General features: G+C 61.3%; 14 protein-coding genes and 2 riboswitches. Of the genes, 3 read left to right on the forward strand and 11 right to left on the reverse strand.

Annotated features, from left to right (window positions below):
• Window positions 1-154: 154 nt before the first annotated feature.
• The 4 genes from L4G42_RS16465 to L4G42_RS16480 all read right to left on the reverse strand — a co-directional run bounded on the left by L4G42_RS16465 (window position 155) and on the right by L4G42_RS16480 (window position 3,396).
• A complete protein-coding gene (locus tag L4G42_RS16465) occupies window positions 155-922 on the reverse strand; it encodes an SDR family oxidoreductase (RefSeq protein WP_237254116.1) in 768 nt (255 codons plus the stop codon).
• A 25-nt stretch (window positions 923-947) separates the two neighbouring features.
• Window positions 948-2,015 (reverse strand): phosphotransferase family protein, encoded by a 1,068-nt coding sequence (locus L4G42_RS16470; protein ID WP_237259517.1) that lies wholly within the window; start codon window positions 2,013-2,015, stop codon window positions 948-950.
• A 298-nt stretch (window positions 2,016-2,313) separates the two neighbouring features.
• Window positions 2,314-2,628, reverse strand: a complete 315-nt coding sequence (locus tag L4G42_RS16475; protein WP_237254114.1) for an SCP2 sterol-binding domain-containing protein — start codon at window positions 2,626-2,628, stop codon at window positions 2,314-2,316.
• 57 nt (window positions 2,629-2,685) lie between these two features.
• Window positions 2,686-3,396 (reverse strand): histidine phosphatase family protein, encoded by a 711-nt coding sequence (locus L4G42_RS16480; RefSeq protein WP_237254113.1) that lies wholly within the window; start codon window positions 3,394-3,396, stop codon window positions 2,686-2,688.
• 206 nt (window positions 3,397-3,602) lie between these two features.
• Between L4G42_RS16480 and sohB the strand changes: the two genes are divergently transcribed.
• Window positions 3,603-4,625 (forward strand): protease SohB, encoded by a 1,023-nt coding sequence (sohB, locus tag L4G42_RS16485; protein ID WP_237254112.1) that lies wholly within the window; start codon window positions 3,603-3,605, stop codon window positions 4,623-4,625.
• 233 nt (window positions 4,626-4,858) lie between these two features.
• On the opposite strand, the gene L4G42_RS16490 is transcribed toward sohB, so the two are convergent.
• The 3 genes from L4G42_RS16490 to metH form a co-directional block, all read right to left on the reverse strand.
• Entirely contained in the window at window positions 4,859-5,353 is a 495-nt protein-coding gene (locus L4G42_RS16490; protein WP_237254111.1) for a DUF934 domain-containing protein, read from the reverse strand.
• The gene (locus L4G42_RS16495; RefSeq protein WP_237254110.1) at window positions 5,337-6,995 is read right to left on the reverse strand and encodes a nitrite/sulfite reductase; all 1,659 of its coding nucleotides are present in this window, start codon (window positions 6,993-6,995) and stop codon (window positions 5,337-5,339) included. The genes L4G42_RS16490 and L4G42_RS16495 overlap by 17 nt, the downstream gene beginning before the upstream one ends.
• A 772-nt stretch (window positions 6,996-7,767) precedes the next feature.
• A complete protein-coding gene (metH, locus tag L4G42_RS16500; RefSeq protein WP_237254109.1) occupies window positions 7,768-11,478 on the reverse strand; it encodes a methionine synthase in 3,711 nt (1,236 codons plus the stop codon).
• 481 nt (window positions 11,479-11,959) lie between these two features.
• Between metH and L4G42_RS16505 the strand changes: the two genes are divergently transcribed.
• Window positions 11,960-12,979, forward strand: a complete 1,020-nt coding sequence (locus L4G42_RS16505) for an acyltransferase family protein (RefSeq protein ID WP_237259519.1) — start codon at window positions 11,960-11,962, stop codon at window positions 12,977-12,979.
• Between the two features lie 105 nt (window positions 12,980-13,084).
• Window positions 13,085-13,678, forward strand: coding sequence for a Fe-S biogenesis protein NfuA (gene nfuA / locus L4G42_RS16510; RefSeq protein ID WP_237254107.1), 594 nt, complete (start codon window positions 13,085-13,087; stop codon window positions 13,676-13,678).
• Window positions 13,679-13,907: 229 nt separating this feature from the next.
• Here the strand turns inward: nfuA and cobM are convergent, their stop codons facing one another.
• From cobM to L4G42_RS16530, 4 genes are all read right to left on the reverse strand, one after another.
• Window positions 13,908-14,654: a precorrin-4 C(11)-methyltransferase gene (cobM, locus tag L4G42_RS16515; RefSeq protein ID WP_237254106.1), complete on the reverse strand. Its 747-nt coding sequence runs from the start codon at window positions 14,652-14,654 to the stop codon at window positions 13,908-13,910.
• 361 nt (window positions 14,655-15,015) lie between these two features.
• On the reverse strand, window positions 15,016-15,450 hold the full coding sequence (locus L4G42_RS16520) for a cobalamin biosynthesis protein (RefSeq protein ID WP_237254105.1): 435 nt from the start codon (window positions 15,448-15,450) through the stop codon (window positions 15,016-15,018).
• Window positions 15,447-16,166: a CbtA family protein gene (locus tag L4G42_RS16525; RefSeq protein ID WP_237254104.1), complete on the reverse strand. Its 720-nt coding sequence runs from the start codon at window positions 16,164-16,166 to the stop codon at window positions 15,447-15,449. The genes L4G42_RS16520 and L4G42_RS16525 overlap by 4 nt, the downstream gene beginning before the upstream one ends.
• An 11-nt stretch (window positions 16,167-16,177) precedes the next feature.
• Entirely contained in the window at window positions 16,178-16,387 is a 210-nt protein-coding gene (locus L4G42_RS16530; protein ID WP_237254103.1) for a CbtB domain-containing protein, read from the reverse strand.
• 99 nt (window positions 16,388-16,486) lie between these two features.
• A riboswitch (cobalamin riboswitch) is annotated at window positions 16,487-16,719 on the reverse strand.
• A 101-nt stretch (window positions 16,720-16,820) separates the two neighbouring features.
• Window positions 16,821-17,052: riboswitch (cobalamin riboswitch) on the forward strand.
• Window positions 17,053-17,068: the final 16 nt, after the last annotated feature.

Genomic DNA, 17,068 nt, shown 5'->3' on the forward strand with positions numbered 1-17,068 from the left:
ATCTTTATTCCCTCAGGAACACCTCAATTTCACCTCATGCGCATATGTTGTGGGAGCGCGCTTGCCCGCGATTGCAGTGTGTCAGGCAATGAATCGACATCAGATACATCGAATTCGCGGGCAAGCGCGCTCCTACAGATGATCGCTCAGCGATTCAGGACAGGAACCCGCCGTCCACGTTCAACGCCACGCCGGTCGTGTAACTCGACGCATCGCTGGCCAGGTACAACACCGTCCCCGCCATTTCGCTCGGCGCCGCCACCCGCTTGAGGGGAATCTGCGCCAGCGCGGTGTTGAGGATCTTCTCGTTGCTCACCAGCGCCGAGGCGAATTTGGTATCGGTCAGGCCGGGCAGCAGGGCGTTGCAGCGGATGCCGAACTGCGCGCATTCCTTGGCGAAGACCTTGGTCATGTTGATCACCGCCGCCTTGGTCACCGAATAGATGCCCTGATACACGCCCGGCGAGACGCCATTGATCGACGCCACGTTGATGATGCTGCCGCCGCCGTGTTCGCGCATCAGCTTGCCGGCTTCCACCGACATAAAGAAGTAGCCGCGGATGTTCACGTCGACGGTCTTCTGGAACGCCCCGAGGTCGGTGTCCAGCACGTTGCAGAACTGCGGGTTGGTCGCCGCGTTGTTCACCAGAATGTCCAGACGCCCGAACTGCTCGCGGATCTGCGCGAACACCGCCGTGATCTGTTCCATTTCACCGATGTGGCAGGCGATGGCGGTGGCTTGACCGCCGTCGGCGATGATCGCGTCCGCCACCTGCTGGCAGCCATCGATCTTGCGGCTCGAGACGATGACGTGGGCGCCTTGCTGGGCCAGCAGTTTTGCAATCGCTTCACCGATGCCACGGCTGGCGCCCGAAACGAAAGCGATCTTGCCATCGAGGTCGAACAGTTGAGTCTTGGACATTGTTGTTTTCCTTGTCGTGTCGCAATCAGAGGCTGGAACGCTCAATCACTTGCAGGGCCATGCGCTCCAGCAGGGCGTTCATGTGAATGAACTGGGCGAAGCGCTTGTCCTGAGTCTGGCCGTGGAAGAAGCGGTAGTAGATTTGCTGGACGATGCCGGCCAGACGGAACAGACCGTAGGTGTAGTAAAAGTCGAAATTGTCGATGGGAATGCCCGAGCGCTCGGCGTAGTACGCCACGAACTGCTCTCGGGTGAGCATGCCCGGTGCATGGCTGGGCTGGCGCCGCATCAGTTGCACCGGCGCCGGGTCATCCGCCTGAATCCAGTACGCCAGGCTGTTGCCCAGGTCCATCAGCGGATCCCCCAACGTGGTCAGCTCCCAGTCCAGCACGCCGATGATCTGCATCGGGTTGTCGGGGTCGAGGATCACGTTGTCGAAGCGGTAGTCGTTGTGCACCAGGCTTGAAACCGGGTGGTCCGCCGGCTTTTTCTCGTCCAGCCAGCGGGCGACCTTTTCCCAGCTCGGCGCATCGGCGGTGCGCGCTTTCTCGTAACGCTCGGTCCAGCCGCGAATCTGTCGCTCAACGTAACCCTGGGGCTTGCCCAGATCGCCGAGCCCACAGGCGGTGTAATCCACCTGATGCAGTTCGACCAGCCGGTCGATGAAGCTCTTGCACAGCGTTTCGGTCTGGGCGGCATCGAGGTTCAGCTCGGCGGGCAACTCGGCGCGCAGGATGATGCCCTTGACCCGCTCCATCACGTAAAACTCGGCACCGATCACCGCTTCGTCGGTGCAGTGCAGGTACGCCTTGGGGCAATAAGGGAAGGCGTCACGCAGCTGATTGAGGATGCGGAATTCGCGGCCCATGTCGTGGGCGCTTTTCGCCTTGTGACCGAACGGCGGGCGGCGCAGGACGAACTCCTGCTCGGGGTATTTCAGCAAATACGTCAGATTCGACGCGCCACCGGGAAACTGGCTGATCTGCGCGCTGCCGCTCAGGCCGGGGATATGGGCTTTCAGGTAGGGGTCGATCAACGCAGCGTCGAGTTCTTCGCCGGATCGAACCTGGGTGGACTGGTCGGTGAGCGCCATGCTTATCCCTGCAGATTATTTTGGTGGGCCAGGATCATTGGCTAATCTAATGCGCCCCGGCGCCCGCGAACAAGGGCTATTGGCGTGGGTGTTACGGGGCAATCAGCCGCCCTGATTCACGGGTGGGTTAGCTGTTCGGCACATAGCCCGGACGAAAAAAAACCGAAGCCGGGCAGCTTCGGTTTTTGGCAGGACCGCGATCCCTGTAGGAGCGCGCTTGCCCGCGATTGCGGTCCATCAGCGACAAAGCTGCCACAGACACACCTCGCATCCCGGGCAAATGCCTGCACCAGCCTCCTCAGGAAGGAAACAGCTCGCTCAGTTTCATCGCCAGCATCATGTCGCCTTCAGCGCGCAGTTTGCCGCCCATGAACGCCTGCATGCCGTCGGTCTCGCCGCTGACGATGCCTTCCAGAGTTTCGCCGTCCATCACCAGGGTGACTTGCGCGTCCGGGTTGACGCCTTCCTGCAGTTCGCAGTTGCTGTCCTTGACGATCAGGGAGAAGTTTTTGGTTTCGTCGATGCGGAAACCGAACACCAGGTCCAGGCCCGCAGCGGCGGATGGGTTGAACTTGGCTTTCATGGCTTGGACGGCGTTTTCTACGGAGCTCATGGTGTGATCCTTTTATATGAGTGATGACGAGCACTTTGCGGGTGCGATTGGCCGGGCTCAGCGGTAGGTGATGAGCTCCGGCGCCTTCATCAGTTGCAGGTGCGCGTAACTGTTGAAGGAAGCCAGGGACACCTCGCGCTCACGGAACTTCAGGTGGTTGAGCGAGGTGTTGACGATGTGCCAGTTGAGTTCGAAGGCCTGGGTGGCCGGCATTTGCGTGATCAGGTGGAGCAGGGCGGTGATGGTGCCGCCGGAGGTGAACACGGCGATGCGATCACTTGGCCCGGCGCTGTCAAGGATGCCGCTGAGGCCGGCTTCAACCTGCTCGACGAAGGCCTGCCAGCTCTGCAGCGCGGCGGCGTCGTGATCGCCCACCAGCCAGCGGCGAATGATGGCGGCAAACAGGCGCTGGAACTCGGCGCGGTTGTTGGCGGCGTCACGCATGATCTCGAAGGCCTGAGGTTCTTCATCCAGCATCGCGGGGAGCAGCGCGCGGATCACGCCTTCGGCGTTGAATTCATTGAAGGCGATGTCGGTTTCAAGCTCGGGTGTGGCGAGGCCGGCGGCGTTGAGCTGGGCGATCACTGTTTCGGCCGTGTGGCGCTGGCGAAACAGCGCGCCGCTGATGCAGCGGTCGAAGCTCAGGCCCAGCTGCGCAAGGTGCGCGCCGAGGATTTCCGACTGGCGAAAACCGGTGGGCGACAGGACGTCGTAATCGTCCGCACCAAACGAGGCCTGGCCATGTCGTATGAGATAGATGCTGCCCACGACCGCGTCACCCTGGCACGTTGAAAGTGCTGGGAGGTTATGAGGACGGCCCGCGGTCTGTCAATGAAAAAACATACGCTCGTTTGAATTGGCCGATCTGTCCCGTATTCCCCGTCTCGTCACTGGCCCGGCCACCGGCGCGCCGGTATGCTTGGCCCCATTCGCGATCCTCTGCCGAGGGTCTGCTGTACAGGTAAGGAGTTTCTGTGGAGTTCATTTTCGATTACGCCAGCTTCCTGGCAAAGACCGTCACCATCGTGATTGCGATCATTGTGGTGCTGGTGGTCATCGGCTCGATGCGCGGTCGCGGGCGTCGTGGTGCAGGCGGTCAGTTGCACGTCACCAAGCTCAATGACTTCTACAAAGGGCTGCGTGATCGCCTTGAAGGTTCGCTGCTGGACAAGACCCGGCTCAAGGCACTGCGCAAGTCCCAGGCCAGGGAGCTGAAGAAGGACAAGAAGTCCACCGAGGTCAAGTCGCGGGTCTACGTGCTGGACTTCGACGGCGACATCAAGGCCTCGGCCACCGAGAACATGCGCAACGAAATCACCGCGCTGCTGACCCTCGCCACGCCAAAGGATGAGGTGGTGCTGCGCCTCGAAAGCGGCGGCGGGATGGTACACAGTTACGGTCTGGCGTCGTCGCAACTGGCGCGTATTCGTCAGGCGGGCATTCCGCTGACCATCTGCATCGACAAGGTTGCGGCCAGCGGCGGCTACATGATGGCGTGCATCGGCACCCGGATCATCAGTGCGCCGTTCGCGATCCTGGGATCGATCGGCGTGGTTGCCCAATTGCCCAACGTCAATCGCCTGCTGAAGAAGCATGACATCGATTTTGAAGTACTGACTGCCGGCGAGTACAAGCGCACGTTGACGGTGTTTGGCGAAAACACCGAGAAAGGCCGCGAGAAATTCCAGGAGGATCTGGACATTACCCACGAGCTGTTCAAGAACTTTGTCGCCAGCTACCGCCCGCAGTTGGAGATCGACGAAGTCGCCACTGGCGAGATATGGCTCGGCATTGCAGCCAAGGACAAGCAACTGGTGGATGAGCTGAAGACCAGCGATGAATACCTGTCGGAGAAGGCTAAAACCGCCGAGGTGTTTCATCTGCACTACGCCGAACGCAAAAGCCTGCAGCAGCGTGTCGGCATTGCGGCGAGCACGTCGGTCGACCAACTGGTGACGGGGTGGTGGGGCAAGCTGACTCAGCAGCGGTTCTGGTAGAGCCGATCTGCATGAGTCTGTAGGAGCGTGGCTTGTCCCGCGATCGGTTGCGCAGCAGCCGCAATGGCCGCAGGGTTTGCAAACCTGACACACCGCGTTGAATTAATTTACTGCCGCTTCGCGGCAGATCGCGGGACAAGCCACGCTCCTACATGAAGCGTTCACCCTTCCAACAAAAAGCCCCGGCTTCTCACGAAACCGGGGCTTTTTGTTGCCTGTTGATCAGTGCCGGATCAACGGCGCCGGAACAGCGGCAGCGGCTCGTCGGTGGCCGCTTGATACGTCACGGAAAAGCCCTTCAGACCTTCCAGCGCCTCGTACGGGTCCTTGTCGGCGCGAATCGCGAAGGCGTCAAACCCGCAGCGATGCAGGTAGAACAGCTGATCGCGCAACACATCGCCGATGGCCCGCAGCTCGGCCTTGTAACCGTAGCGGTCACGCAACAGGCGTGCGTTGGAGTAGCTGCGGCCGTCGGTGAACGCCGGGAAGTTCAGGGCGATGACCTGGAACTGATCCGCGTCGTCACCGATTTCCTCGGCTTGCTCGTCGCTGTCCAGCCAGACACCCAGACCGCCGTCGCGGGCCTTCAACGCATGGGCATGCTCGCGCCACAGGTTCAGCGGCACGATCAGGTCGTCGCAGTTGGACAGGCTGTCGAACGTCGTGTCCTTGGGCAGCAAGTGCCAGGTCTCGTCGATGACCTCGTTGTTCTTAATGATTCGCTGCATAGACGCGCTCCTTGAAAGGGTCGATGCCAATACGCTGGTAGGTGTCGATGAAGCGCTCGTCTTCGTTGCGTTTCTCAACGTAGACGTTGATCAGCTTCTCGATCACATCCGGCATGACGTCCTGTGCGAATGACGGGCCGAGGATCTTGCCAAGGCTGGCATCGCGGCTGGCGCTGCCGCCCAGAGAGACCTGGTAGAACTCTTCGCCTTTCTTGTCGACACCGAGAATGCCGATGTGGCCTACGTGGTGGTGACCACAGGCGTTCATGCAGCCGGAGATGTTCAGGTCCAGCTCGCCGATGTCGAACAGGTAATCGAGATCGTCGAAACGACGCTGGATGGATTCGGCAATCGGGATCGATTTGGCGTTGGCCAGCGAGCAGAAGTCGCCGCCCGGGCAGCAGATGATGTCCGTCAGCAGACCAATGTTCGGCGTCGCGAAGCCTTGCTCGCGCAGTTCGCCCCACATCGTGAACAGTTGGCTCTGCTCGACGTCAGCCAGAATCACGTTCTGCTCGTGGGACGTGCGCAGTTGACCGAAGCTGTAGCGGTCGGCGAGGTCGGCGATGCCGTCCAGTTGCTTGTCGGTGAGATCGCCCGGCGCAACGCCGGTAGGTTTCAGGGACAGCGTCACCGCTGCGTAGCCCGGCTTTTTGTGGGCCAGGACGTTGCGCGAGCGCCAGCGGGCGAAACCGGGGTGTTGTTGATCCAGCTGAGCCAGTTCGGCGTTGTAATCGGTCAGCGCCTTGTAGTCCGGGTCGATGAAGTGCTTGGCGACGCGATGCACTTCGGCCTCGGTCAGCGTGGTCTGGCCGCCGCGCAGGTGGGCCATTTCGGCCTCGACTTTCTCGGCGAACACTTCAGGCGTCAGCGCCTTGACCAGAATCTTGATGCGCGCCTTGTACTTGTTGTCACGACGGCCGTAGCGGTTGTACACACGCAGGATGGCGTCGAGGTAGCTCAACAGGTCCTGCCACGGCAGAAACTCGTTGATGAACGCACCGACCACCGGCGTGCGGCCAAGGCCACCGCCGACCAGTACGCGGAAGCCCAGTTCGCCGGCAGCATTCTTGACCGGCTCCAGGCCGATGTCGTGCACCTCGATGGCGGCGCGGTCGGACGTCGAGCCGTTGATCGCGATCTTGAACTTGCGCGGCAGGTAGGCGAATTCCGGGTGGAACGTCGTCCACTGACGGACGATTTCACACCATGGGCGCGGGTCCACCAGCTCATCGGCAGCGACGCCGGCGAACTGGTCCGTGGTGACGTTGCGCAGGCAGTTGCCGCTGGTCTGGATCGCGTGCATCTGCACGGTGGCCAGTTCGGCGAGAATGTCGGGGATGTCTTCGAGTGCCGGCCAGTTGAACTGCACGTTCTGGCGGGTACTGATGTGCGCGTAGCCCTTGTCGTAATCGCGGGCGATCTTCGCCAGCATGCGGGCCTGGCGCGAGGTCAGCTGGCCGTAGGGCACAGCGACGCGCAGCATCGGGGCGAAGCGTTGGATGTAGAGGCCGTTTTGCAGGCGAAGCGGGCGGAACTCTTCTTCGCTGAGCTCGCCGGCCAGATAGCGGCGGGTCTGGTCGCGGAACTGCTTGACGCGGTCCTCGACGATCCGCTGATCGTACTCGTCGTATACGTACATGGTGGTCCTGTTCTCAGGCGGTTCACTGCTGCTGGGCCAGCCGGAAAGGCGATGCGTTGTCGTCTGCTTTCAGGCTACCGAACAAATCTGCGCGCACGGCCGCGCACCCCTTGCGGAGCCGGGGGAGGTTACCAGTTTGCGGTTATGCGCAAAAGTGACGTTTGAGTATATGCACAGAACCAAAAGTGCTAAGCAGTACGTCGGCCCGACATAACCTCACTTGTGATAAGGGCATGGCTCGACTTTACTGAGGCGATGGTTGACGACGCCCGTCGTTGGCCCGCGAGTTTTGCGATCACCCATAAAACAGACAAAAGGCGATGCAATGCGAAATCACCCGAAAGTTGCCAAATCCGAGAGCCATGTGGATGCATGGGCCATTCTGTTCATTATTGTGCTGGTGGTGGGGGCGGTGGCGTTCTGGGTGACTCATCAGTAGCGGGGTCCTGCGTCTCCTTAAAGGCTCTGACTCCTGCACAGGCTTGGCGGATACCACCCATCCGCAGTAGCCGACGTGCTGGCGAATGCGTTCATGCAGACGCTGCAACGGCGTCTGCGAAAATCGGGCTCGCCAGCAAGCCGGCTCCTACGGGCTCGGCGGGTGCCGCAGATCGGTGTAGGAGCGCGATTGCCCGCGAAAGGGTCGGTACATCCGACACATTTTTATCGCCTGTAACGACGTCTTCGCGGGCAAAGTGGAGCGCCACCCCGGTCCCTTCTACAGGTGTCGCGTTGGCCGAATGATCAGGTCGGCCAATAATGAATTCGCCGTTTACTCGTCATACCCCAGATTCGGCGCCAGCCAGCGTTCGGTCACGCTCAACTCCTGCTGCTTACGCGCCGTGTAGCTTTCCACCTGATCCTTGTCCACTTTCCCCACGGCAAAATACTGGGCCTGAGGGTGGGCGAAGTACCAACCGCTGACTGCTGCCGCCGGGAACATCGCGTAGTGCTCGGTGAGGAACACGCCACTGACGCCGGGTTTGCCGTTGCCCTGGGCGGGGTCGAGCAGCTCGAACAACACGCCTTTCTCGGTGTGGTCCGGGCAGGCCGGATAGCCGGGGGCAGGGCGAATGCCGGTGTACTGCTCCTTGATCAGCTCATCGTTGCCCAACTGCTCGTCGCGCGCATAGCCCCAATACTCTTTGCGCACCTGCTGGTGCAGCCACTCGGCGCAGGCCTCGGCCAGCCGATCCGCCAACGCCTTGACCATGATCGCGTTGTAGTCGTCGCCCTTGTCCTGATACGCCTTCGACACCTCTTCCGCGCCGATGCCGGCGGTGGTGATGAAGCCACCGACGTAATCGGTCACGCCGCTGCCCTGGGGCGCCACGAAGTCGGCCAGGGAGAAGTTCGGCTTGCCGTCGGTCTTGATGATCTGCTGGCGCAAGTGATGCAGCTTGGCCAGCGGCGCGCCGTGGTCGTCGAGCAATTGAATGTCGTCGTGATCGACCTGATTCGCCGGCCAGAAGCCGAACACGGCGCGGCTGCGGATCAGCTTCTCATCGATCAGTTTGCGCAGCAGCTCCTGGGCGTCCTTGAACAGCGAGGTGGCCGCTTCGCCCACCACTTCGTCGGTCAGGATGCGCGGGTACTTGCCGGCCAGGTCCCAGGAGATAAAGAACGGCGTCCAGTCGATGTAATCCACCAGCACGTTCAGGTCGATATCTTCCAGCACCTTGACCCCGGTGAACGTCGGCTTCACCGGCTGGTAGTTGGCCCAGTCGAACTGCGGCTTCTTGGCGACGGCCGCGCCGTAGCTCAGGCGCTCGGTGCGGGCACTGCGGGCAGACGTGCGCTCGCGCACTTCAACGTATTCGGCGCGGGTCTTCTCGATGAAGCCGGCTTTCAGCTCCTTGGACAAGAGCTGCGTTGCCACACCCACGGCGCGGGACGCATCGGTGACGTAGATCACCGCGTCGTTGCTGTACTTGGGATCGATCTTTACCGCCGTGTGGGCTTTGGAGGTGGTCGCGCCGCCAATCATCAACGGCAGGTGGAAGTCCTGACGCTGCATCTCGCGGGCGACGTGAACCATTTCGTCCAGCGACGGCGTGATCAGGCCGGACAGCCCGATGATGTCGCACTTTTGCTCCCGGGCAACCTGCAGGATCTTCTCCGCCGGCACCATCACGCCGAGGTCGACGATGTCGTAGCCGTTGCAGCCCAGCACCACGCCGACGATGTTCTTGCCGATGTCATGAACGTCGCCCTTGACCGTCGCCATGAGGATCTTGCCCTTGGCTTCCGGCTTGTCACCTTTCTCTTCTTCAATGAAGGGAATCAGGTGCGCCACGGCCTGTTTCATCACGCGGGCGGATTTAACGACCTGCGGCAGGAACATCTTGCCTGAGCCAAACAGGTCGCCGACCACGTTCATGCCAGCCATCAGCGGGCCTTCGATGACCTCGATCGGGCGCTTGAACGACTGGCGCGACAGCTCGGTGTCTTCAACGATGTGCGTGGTGATGCCCTTGACCAACGCGTGCTTGAGGCGCTCGTTGACCTCCCAGCCGCGCCACTCTTCGGTTTCCGCTTCCTTGACCGAGCCGTCACCCTTGTACTTGTCGGCGATGGCCAACATCGCGTCAGTGCCTTCCGGCGTGCGGTTGAGCACCACGTCTTCCACCGCGTCGCGCAGTTCGGCCGGGATCTGGTCGTAGATCTCCAGCTGGCCGGCGTTGACGATGCCCATGGTCAGGCCGTTGCGGATCGCGTGCAGCAGGAACACCGAGTGGATCGCCTCGCGCACCGGGTTGTTGCCGCGGAACGAGAACGACACGTTGGACACGCCGCCCGAGGTCAACGCGTACGGCAGCTCGTCGCGGATGTAGGCGCAGGCATTGATGAAGTCCACGGCGTAGTTGTTGTGCTCTTCGATGCCGGTGGCGATGGCGAAGATGTTCGGGTCGAAGATGATGTCTTCCGGCGGGAAGCCCACTTCGTTGACCAGAATGTCGTAGGAGCGCTTGCAGATCTCCTTCTTACGCGCCTCGGTGTCGGCCTGGCCGGCTTCGTCGAAGGCCATCACGACTACCGCCGCGCCGTAGCGCTTGCACAATTTAGCGTGATGAATGAACTGCTCGACGCCTTCTTTCATGCTGATCGAGTTGACGATGCCCTTGCCCTGAATGCACTTGAGGCCGGCTTCAATGACTTCCCATTTCGAGGAGTCGATCATGATCGGCACGCGGGAGATGTCAGGCTCGCCGGCAATCAGGTTGAGGAAGGTCACCATGGCCTTCTTCGAGTCCAGCATGCCCTCGTCCATGTTGATGTCGATCACCTGGGCGCCGGCTTCAACCTGCTGCAGGGCGACTTCCAGGGCTTCGGTGTAGTTGTCTTCGCGGATCAGGCGGGCGAAGCGGGCAGAGCCGGTGATGTTGGTGCGCTCGCCGACGTTGACGAACAGCGAGCTGCGATCGATGGTGAACGGCTCCAGCCCGGACAGGCGGCAGGCCTTCGGGATCTCCGGAATCGGCCGCGGCGCATACGGGGCAACGGCGTTGGCGATGGCCTTGATGTGCGCCGGGGTGGTGCCGCAGCAACCGCCGACGATGTTCAGGAATCCGCTCTGGGCGAACTCTTCGACGACCTTGGCCATCTCTGCCGGGGCTTCGTCGTACTCACCGAATTCGTTGGGCAGGCCGGCGTTGGGGTGCGCCGATACGTGGGTCTCGGCCTTGTTCGACAGTTCTTCCAGGTAAGGCCGCAGCTCGCTGGCGCCCAGCGCGCAGTTAAGGCCCACGGAAATCGGCTTGGCGTGGCGCACGGAGTTCCAGAATGCTTCGGTGGTCTGGCCGGACAGGGTGCGGCCCGAGGCGTCGGTGATGGTGCCGGAAATCATGATCGGCAGCTCGAAACCCAGCTCGTCGAACACGCCCTGAACGGCGAAGATCGCCGCTTTGGCGTTGAGGGTGTCGAAGATGGTTTCGATGAGGATCATGTCCGCACCGCCCTCGATCAGGCCTTTGGTGGCTTCGGTGTAGTTTTCCACCAGCTCGTCGAAGGTCACGTTGCGGTAGCCGGGGTTGTTGACGTCCGGCGACAGCGAGCAGGTGCGGCTGGTCGGGCCGAGCACGCCGGCGACGAAACGCGGCTTGTCGGGGGTTTCCAGCGTCTTGGCGTCGGCGACCTGGCGAGCCAGGCGCGCGCCTTCCACGTTCAGTTCGTAGACCAGCGCTTCCATGCCGTAATCGGCCTGTGACACTTGGGTGGCGTTGAAGGTGTTGGTTTCGAGAATGTCGGCGCCGGCGTCGAGGTATTCCTTTTCGATCGCGCCAATTACGTCGGGCCGGGTCAGGATCAACAGGTCGTTGTTGCCCTTGACGTCGCTCGGCCAGTCGGCAAAACGCTTGCCGCGGTAGTCTTCTTCCTCCAGCCGATAGCTCTGGATCATCGTGCCCATGCCGCCATCGAGGATCAGGATTCGCTGTTGAAGAGCCTGCTGGAGTGCTTGAAGACGCGCGCTGCGATCTGACATGAAGGTTACCCGGATGAAGAAGTACGAAATGGTGTTGCTGAAAAGTGCGAAATCATAGCAAACCTGCGTGGATTTAAATCATTCCAGGATTTGCATGAATTCTGTTCATGTTGAGGACAATTGTCTCTGACCCGGGCGCATCCTGATTGCACAGCTCGGGCGAGCACCGTCATCGAGCTGTAGGAGCCGGCTTGCTGCCGAACCCGTGTCGTCCTGTGGCGTTGATGTCACTGATACACCGCTTTCGCCAGCAAGCCGGCCCCTACAGACTTTGCGAAACGCTGCTTTCGGTGCCAGCCCCACGCACGCTGTCCGAAACGCTGAAACCCTTGTAAAACATGGCGCGCAGCCATTACGCAGCCCGTCAGTGGCGTCGAACCTTTTTGCAATTTTTGAAGTCGGACTTGTGAGTCGCTCTTCGACACCCTGCCTGTTTTGGCGTGGCACCGAAGGTCAATCCAGACGAAGCAAGAGGTTGCAGATGTTGATTTCGGTTCAGGCCCTGCGGGCACTCGCCGCGTGGGCTGTGGTGTGTCACCACTTCATGCAGATTTTTTTCGACTTCCATCCGAGTGGGCCGGTCGGCCGCTTTTTCACTGAAAAAGGCGCCGTCGGTGTCGACATTTTTTTCGTCATCAGCGGTCTGGTCATCTACCTGTCGACGGTGGACAGAGACATTCCCGCCGGCCGTTTCATGCTCAACCGGGTCATTCGTATCGTCCCGGCGTATTGGCTTTACACGCTGGTGATGGGCCTGCTGGTGGTCGTCGCTCAGCCGCTGCTGCCCCACCAAGTCGTCGACTGGCAGAGCTTTGCGCTGTCGCTCCTGTTCATCCCTTCGGAAAACCCCGGCGGCTACGGCCTCTATCCCACCCTCAACGTGGGCTGGACGCTGAATTACGAGATGCTCTTCTACGTCCTGTTCTCGCTGGTCTTCCTGTTTCAACAGCGTCTGCGCCCGGTGATCCTGGCGGCGGCGCTTTTCGCCATTACCGATGTGCTCGGCCGTTCCGGGCTGGTCAGCCGGTTCTACGCCAATGACATCGTTTATGAATTCCTGCTCGGTATTTTCGTGGGTGTGGTGTATCGCCGGGGCTGGATCAGCGAGCGGCTGTGGCTGCCATTAATCGCGATCGGCGCTGCGCTGTTCACCATCGATCACCTGCAACCGGCGCCTCGCATCATTAACTGGGGCCTGCCGAGTGCGGTGATCGTGGTCGCGTGCATCTCCCTTGAACCTTATCTGCGCGGCTACCGCCTCCTGAAAGTCATGGGCGATTGCTCGTACTCAGTGTATTTGCTCCACGTGCTGGTGCTGTATGCGGGCTGGCTGGTGAGCGAGCGTTACGGCCTGAACCCGTATATGGTGTTTGCCGTCTGTGTGCCGGTCATCGCGCTGGGTGCGTGGCTCAGTTATGAATGGATCGAGAAGGGTCTGCACCGGCGCATGAAAGGCTGGCTGGATCAGCGACGGGCGAGCAAGGAGACGGCGCTGTCCTGACAGGCGCCGGGTAGCGGTCGGGTCACTTACCCGACTAAAACACTAGGGCTTTGTCAGGCGCAGTTGATTGGCGTAAACTGCGCCCCACGTCTGCGAGGAGTTTTTATGACCGCTATTACGATTACTGATGCCGCCCACGATTACCTGGCCGATCTGCTTGAAAAGCAGAACACACCCGGCATCGGCATCCGCGTGTTTATTACCCAGCCTGGCACCCAATACGCTGAAACCTGCATTGCCTACTGCAAGCCCGGCGAAGAAAAATCGGAAGACACGGCCATCGGCCTGAAAAGCTTCACCGCCTGGATCGACGCATTCAGCGAAGCGTTTCTGGACGACGCCGTTGTCGATTACGCCACCGACCGCATGGGCGGCCAGCTGACCATCAAGGCGCCAAACGCCAAAGTGCCGATGGTCAACGCCGACAGCCCGATCAACGAACGCATCAATTACTACCTGCAGACCGAGATCAACCCGGGTCTTGCCAGTCACGGCGGCCAGGTGACCTTGATCGAGGTCGTGGAAGAAGATGAGGCGAACGTCGCCATTCTGCAGTTTGGCGGTGGTTGCCAGGGTTGCGGTCAGGCGGATGTGACGCTCAAGGAAGGCATCGAGCGCACGCTGCTGGAGCGCATTCCCGAGTTGACCGGTGTGCGCGACGTGACCGACCACACCCAGAAAGAAAACGCGTATTACTGAGAAGTGATTGTGTTGAAAGCAAGGCCCCGACTGGTTCGGGGCTTTTTTGTGGGTTGTGGGTAGCGACGGTCATTGTAGGAGCGCGCTTGCCCGCGAAAGCGATTTTTCAGATATTCCTGTAGTGATTGACCCGACGCATTCGTCCGGATGCGGCCCAGACCAAGCGCGCTCCTACGGCCTTCGGCCAGAATCAAAGGCAGATCGGGTCAGTTTCGGGCACGTCGTTCAGCTAGGGCCTGAACACATGCGCATGGCCCGCGCGATACAGCGATGATTCGCTGAACACGTCGTTGCCCAGCACCCGGCCTACCAGAATCAGCGCGGTGCGGCGGAATCCCTTGATCCGCACCTTCTCCTCGATGTCCGCCAGAGTGCCCGTGACCCAGTCCTGATCCGGCCAACTGGCGCGATGCACCACGGCGATCGGGCAATCCGCGCCATAGTGTGGGGTCAGCTCGGCGACGATTTTGCCGAGGTTGTTCACCCCCAAGTGAATCGCCATGGTTGCCCGATGCCGCGCCAGGTCACCGAGGCTTTCGCCGTCGGGCATGTCGGTTTTGTCAGCGTAGCGGGTCAGTATCACGCTCTGGGAAATGTCCGGCAGCGTCAGTTCCGTGCCGAGCAACGCGGCGCACGCAGCGGTGGCGGTGACGCCGGGGATGATTTCGAAGGGGATCTGCCATTCGCGCAGGCAGCGGATCTGCTCGCCGATGGCGCCATACAGGCTGGGATCGCCGGAATGCACCCGCGCCACATCCTGACCCTGTGCATGAGCGGATTTCATCAGTTCGATAATCTGTTCCAGGTGCAATGAAGCGCTGTTGGTCACCTGAACCGCCTGATGCCCCTCCAGCACCGCTTCAGGCACCAGCGAGCCGGCGTAGATGATCACCGGGCAGGAGCGGATCAGCCGCTGGCCTTTGACGGTGATCAAGTCCGGATCGCCGGGGCCGGCGCCGATGAAAAAAACAGTCATGGGGTGTCCTGATTGGAATTCGTTTGAGCACTGTTTGGATGGCTGCAGGCGGTCCAGTGGGACCGGCTTCAGCCGGGAAGGGGCCTGCGTGTACACCCTCGATTTGGCGGCGTGACGCCTGACGCTTTCCCGGCTAAAGCCGGTCCTACAAAAAGCTCGCGCCCATCTCTGACTGAATGCACGCGGTCTGCCTCTGTAGGACCGGCTTTAGCCGGGAAGGGGCCTGTGCGTACACCCTCGAAATCTACAGTGTGACGCCTGATGCCTTCCCGGCTAAAGCCGGTCCTACAGGATTGAGCCGGTCCTACAAGGTTGAGCGGATCCTACAAGGTTGAGCGGATCCTACAAGGTTGAGCGGATCCTACAAGATTGCGCCAGCCTTACCCGTCCCGGTTGCCAGCGCAAATGTCGCATGGGGGCTTTTTCGGCGGGGGATGACCAGTGTCGCCGGCGAGCCGGTCAGCCGCGTTGCCATCGCCAACGCCGCGCTTTCCGCCACGCCGTAGCATCCGGTGCGCTCGAAAGCGAGCTCGGATCGATGGCTGAGCTGAGTCTCGTAAGCTGCCAGATCACCCGCACTGAAGAACCCGACCGTCAGGCCCAGCGCATGACCCAGCTCCAATAACCCCGCTTCATCCGCTTTGCCATCGATTGAGGCGAGGGCAGCAATGTCCTGCAGTTCAAGCCGACACTCCCGCAAACCATCTTCCATTAACTGCCGAAGTCCCAGCGCTGAACAATCGCGCTGGCAGCCCAGGCCGACCACCCACAGCGGCCGGTCGCGCGAATCATTCACAACGCGGGGTTCAAGCCGGGTTGCGTCGCGGGTGCTTCACTGCGACGAAACAGCCAGGCGCTGATCCAGCCCAGGGCAATCCAGAAGACGGCATTGGTCAGCAGCGACGCTACCTTGAATTGCGCCTCCAGGGCTTCCGGCGCCAGCGCCGAATGGACCGCCGGTTGCGGCGCGCCGACGATATGCGGCACCACCAGAATGACCGCGCCCGATATCTTCAGCAGCCAGTGCCTGGCAAACACCATTAGCGCCAGACCCGTAGCGGTGGAGGCGGCAGTGCCAACCCACCAGACCTGCCGTTGGGTCAGGTCAGCCGCAACGGTGCCGGGCAGTTCGGGCGGCAGGCCGAGGGTCGGCGCCAGCACGAACACGGCATAACCGGCCAATCCCCACAACACGCCTTCGCGGGCACTGGTCGGCGAACGCAAGGTGTACAGCGCCGCCAGCATCAAAGCGAAACCGACCGCCACCACCAGATTGCCGCCGGTGGTGGACAGCACGCGCTGCCAGCCGTCTTCCGGCTCCCAGGCTTCGGCGTCATGGACATGGCCGGCCATCGCACCCTCGGCGTGCTCATGCATGTCAGCCGACGGGGCCTTCTCGTAGGTCTCCGCCTGCAGGATCAGTGGCGCCACCGAGAAGCTTTGCAGCAGCGTCAACAACAGGGCGGCGAGCAGTCCGGTGAACCCGGCCGTTTGCGCGATTTGCTTGAACATGGCGGCAGGTCTCAATGGCAGGGGAAGGCGGAGCTGTGACGGGTGTCGTGTGCCGCGTTGTGCACTGCATCGATGTGGGAGAAGCCGGCGAAGTACACCAGAAACGCGCCGAGAAACATCGCGCTGACGGCGACGACAAGGCGCTGGCTTTGCGTGGCGGTCACGGCTGTTGTGGTGTTTGTGCTGGTGCCGGACGTCTGGCGGGGTGTGCTGATGGACATGGCGCTTCCCTCTGAAGTGGATTCAGCGGACGGAAAGGCGCGAAGACACCGCAGGCGAAGGCTGGCAGTGCTCAACAGCGCCCGCCCACCGCGGGTTGTGTTAGGTAGCGTTGTCGGGCCGGTCTCCGGGCTCGCGAGGGGCACATGCATCAGCCGTTACAGCCGTCGTGCCTTCAAGAATCGCCTTCCCATGTCGTTGCCGACACAGTGGATCTGACTCTTCACTCGCTTACCGTTGCGGGGGCAGCACCGGACTGATACACACCCGAAGGTCTGCACGCACCGGTTTCCCGTTTCACCCTGTGAAGGGCACCCGTAACAAGGTGTGTAGGAGACCACGCACTGTTCGAGTCGTCAATCGAACGGTCATTCGGTGGGCCAATCGGCGCTGCAATCACTGCAACAGCGCGATTGACCGGCTTCCAGTCACTGCGTAGCCTTGCGCACTTGAGGTTCGCCGGCCGCCTTTATCCAGTATCAAGGCCACCGGCGCTAAGAAGGGAATGCGGTGACATGCCGCAGCTGCCCCCGCAACTGTAAACGGACAGCTTCATTGCACAGCCACTGCGCGAGCGGGAAGGCGCAATGAATGCCAGTCGCCTGATGATGCCCATCGGCGACCGGCCGCCGTGAGCCAGGAGACCTGCCTCGAATCGGACCGCCTGCGCGCGGCCGAGGAAT

This window comes from Pseudomonas petrae, from assembly GCF_021728295.1.
Classification (GTDB): Bacteria; Pseudomonadota; Gammaproteobacteria; order Pseudomonadales; family Pseudomonadaceae; genus Aquipseudomonas; species Aquipseudomonas petrae.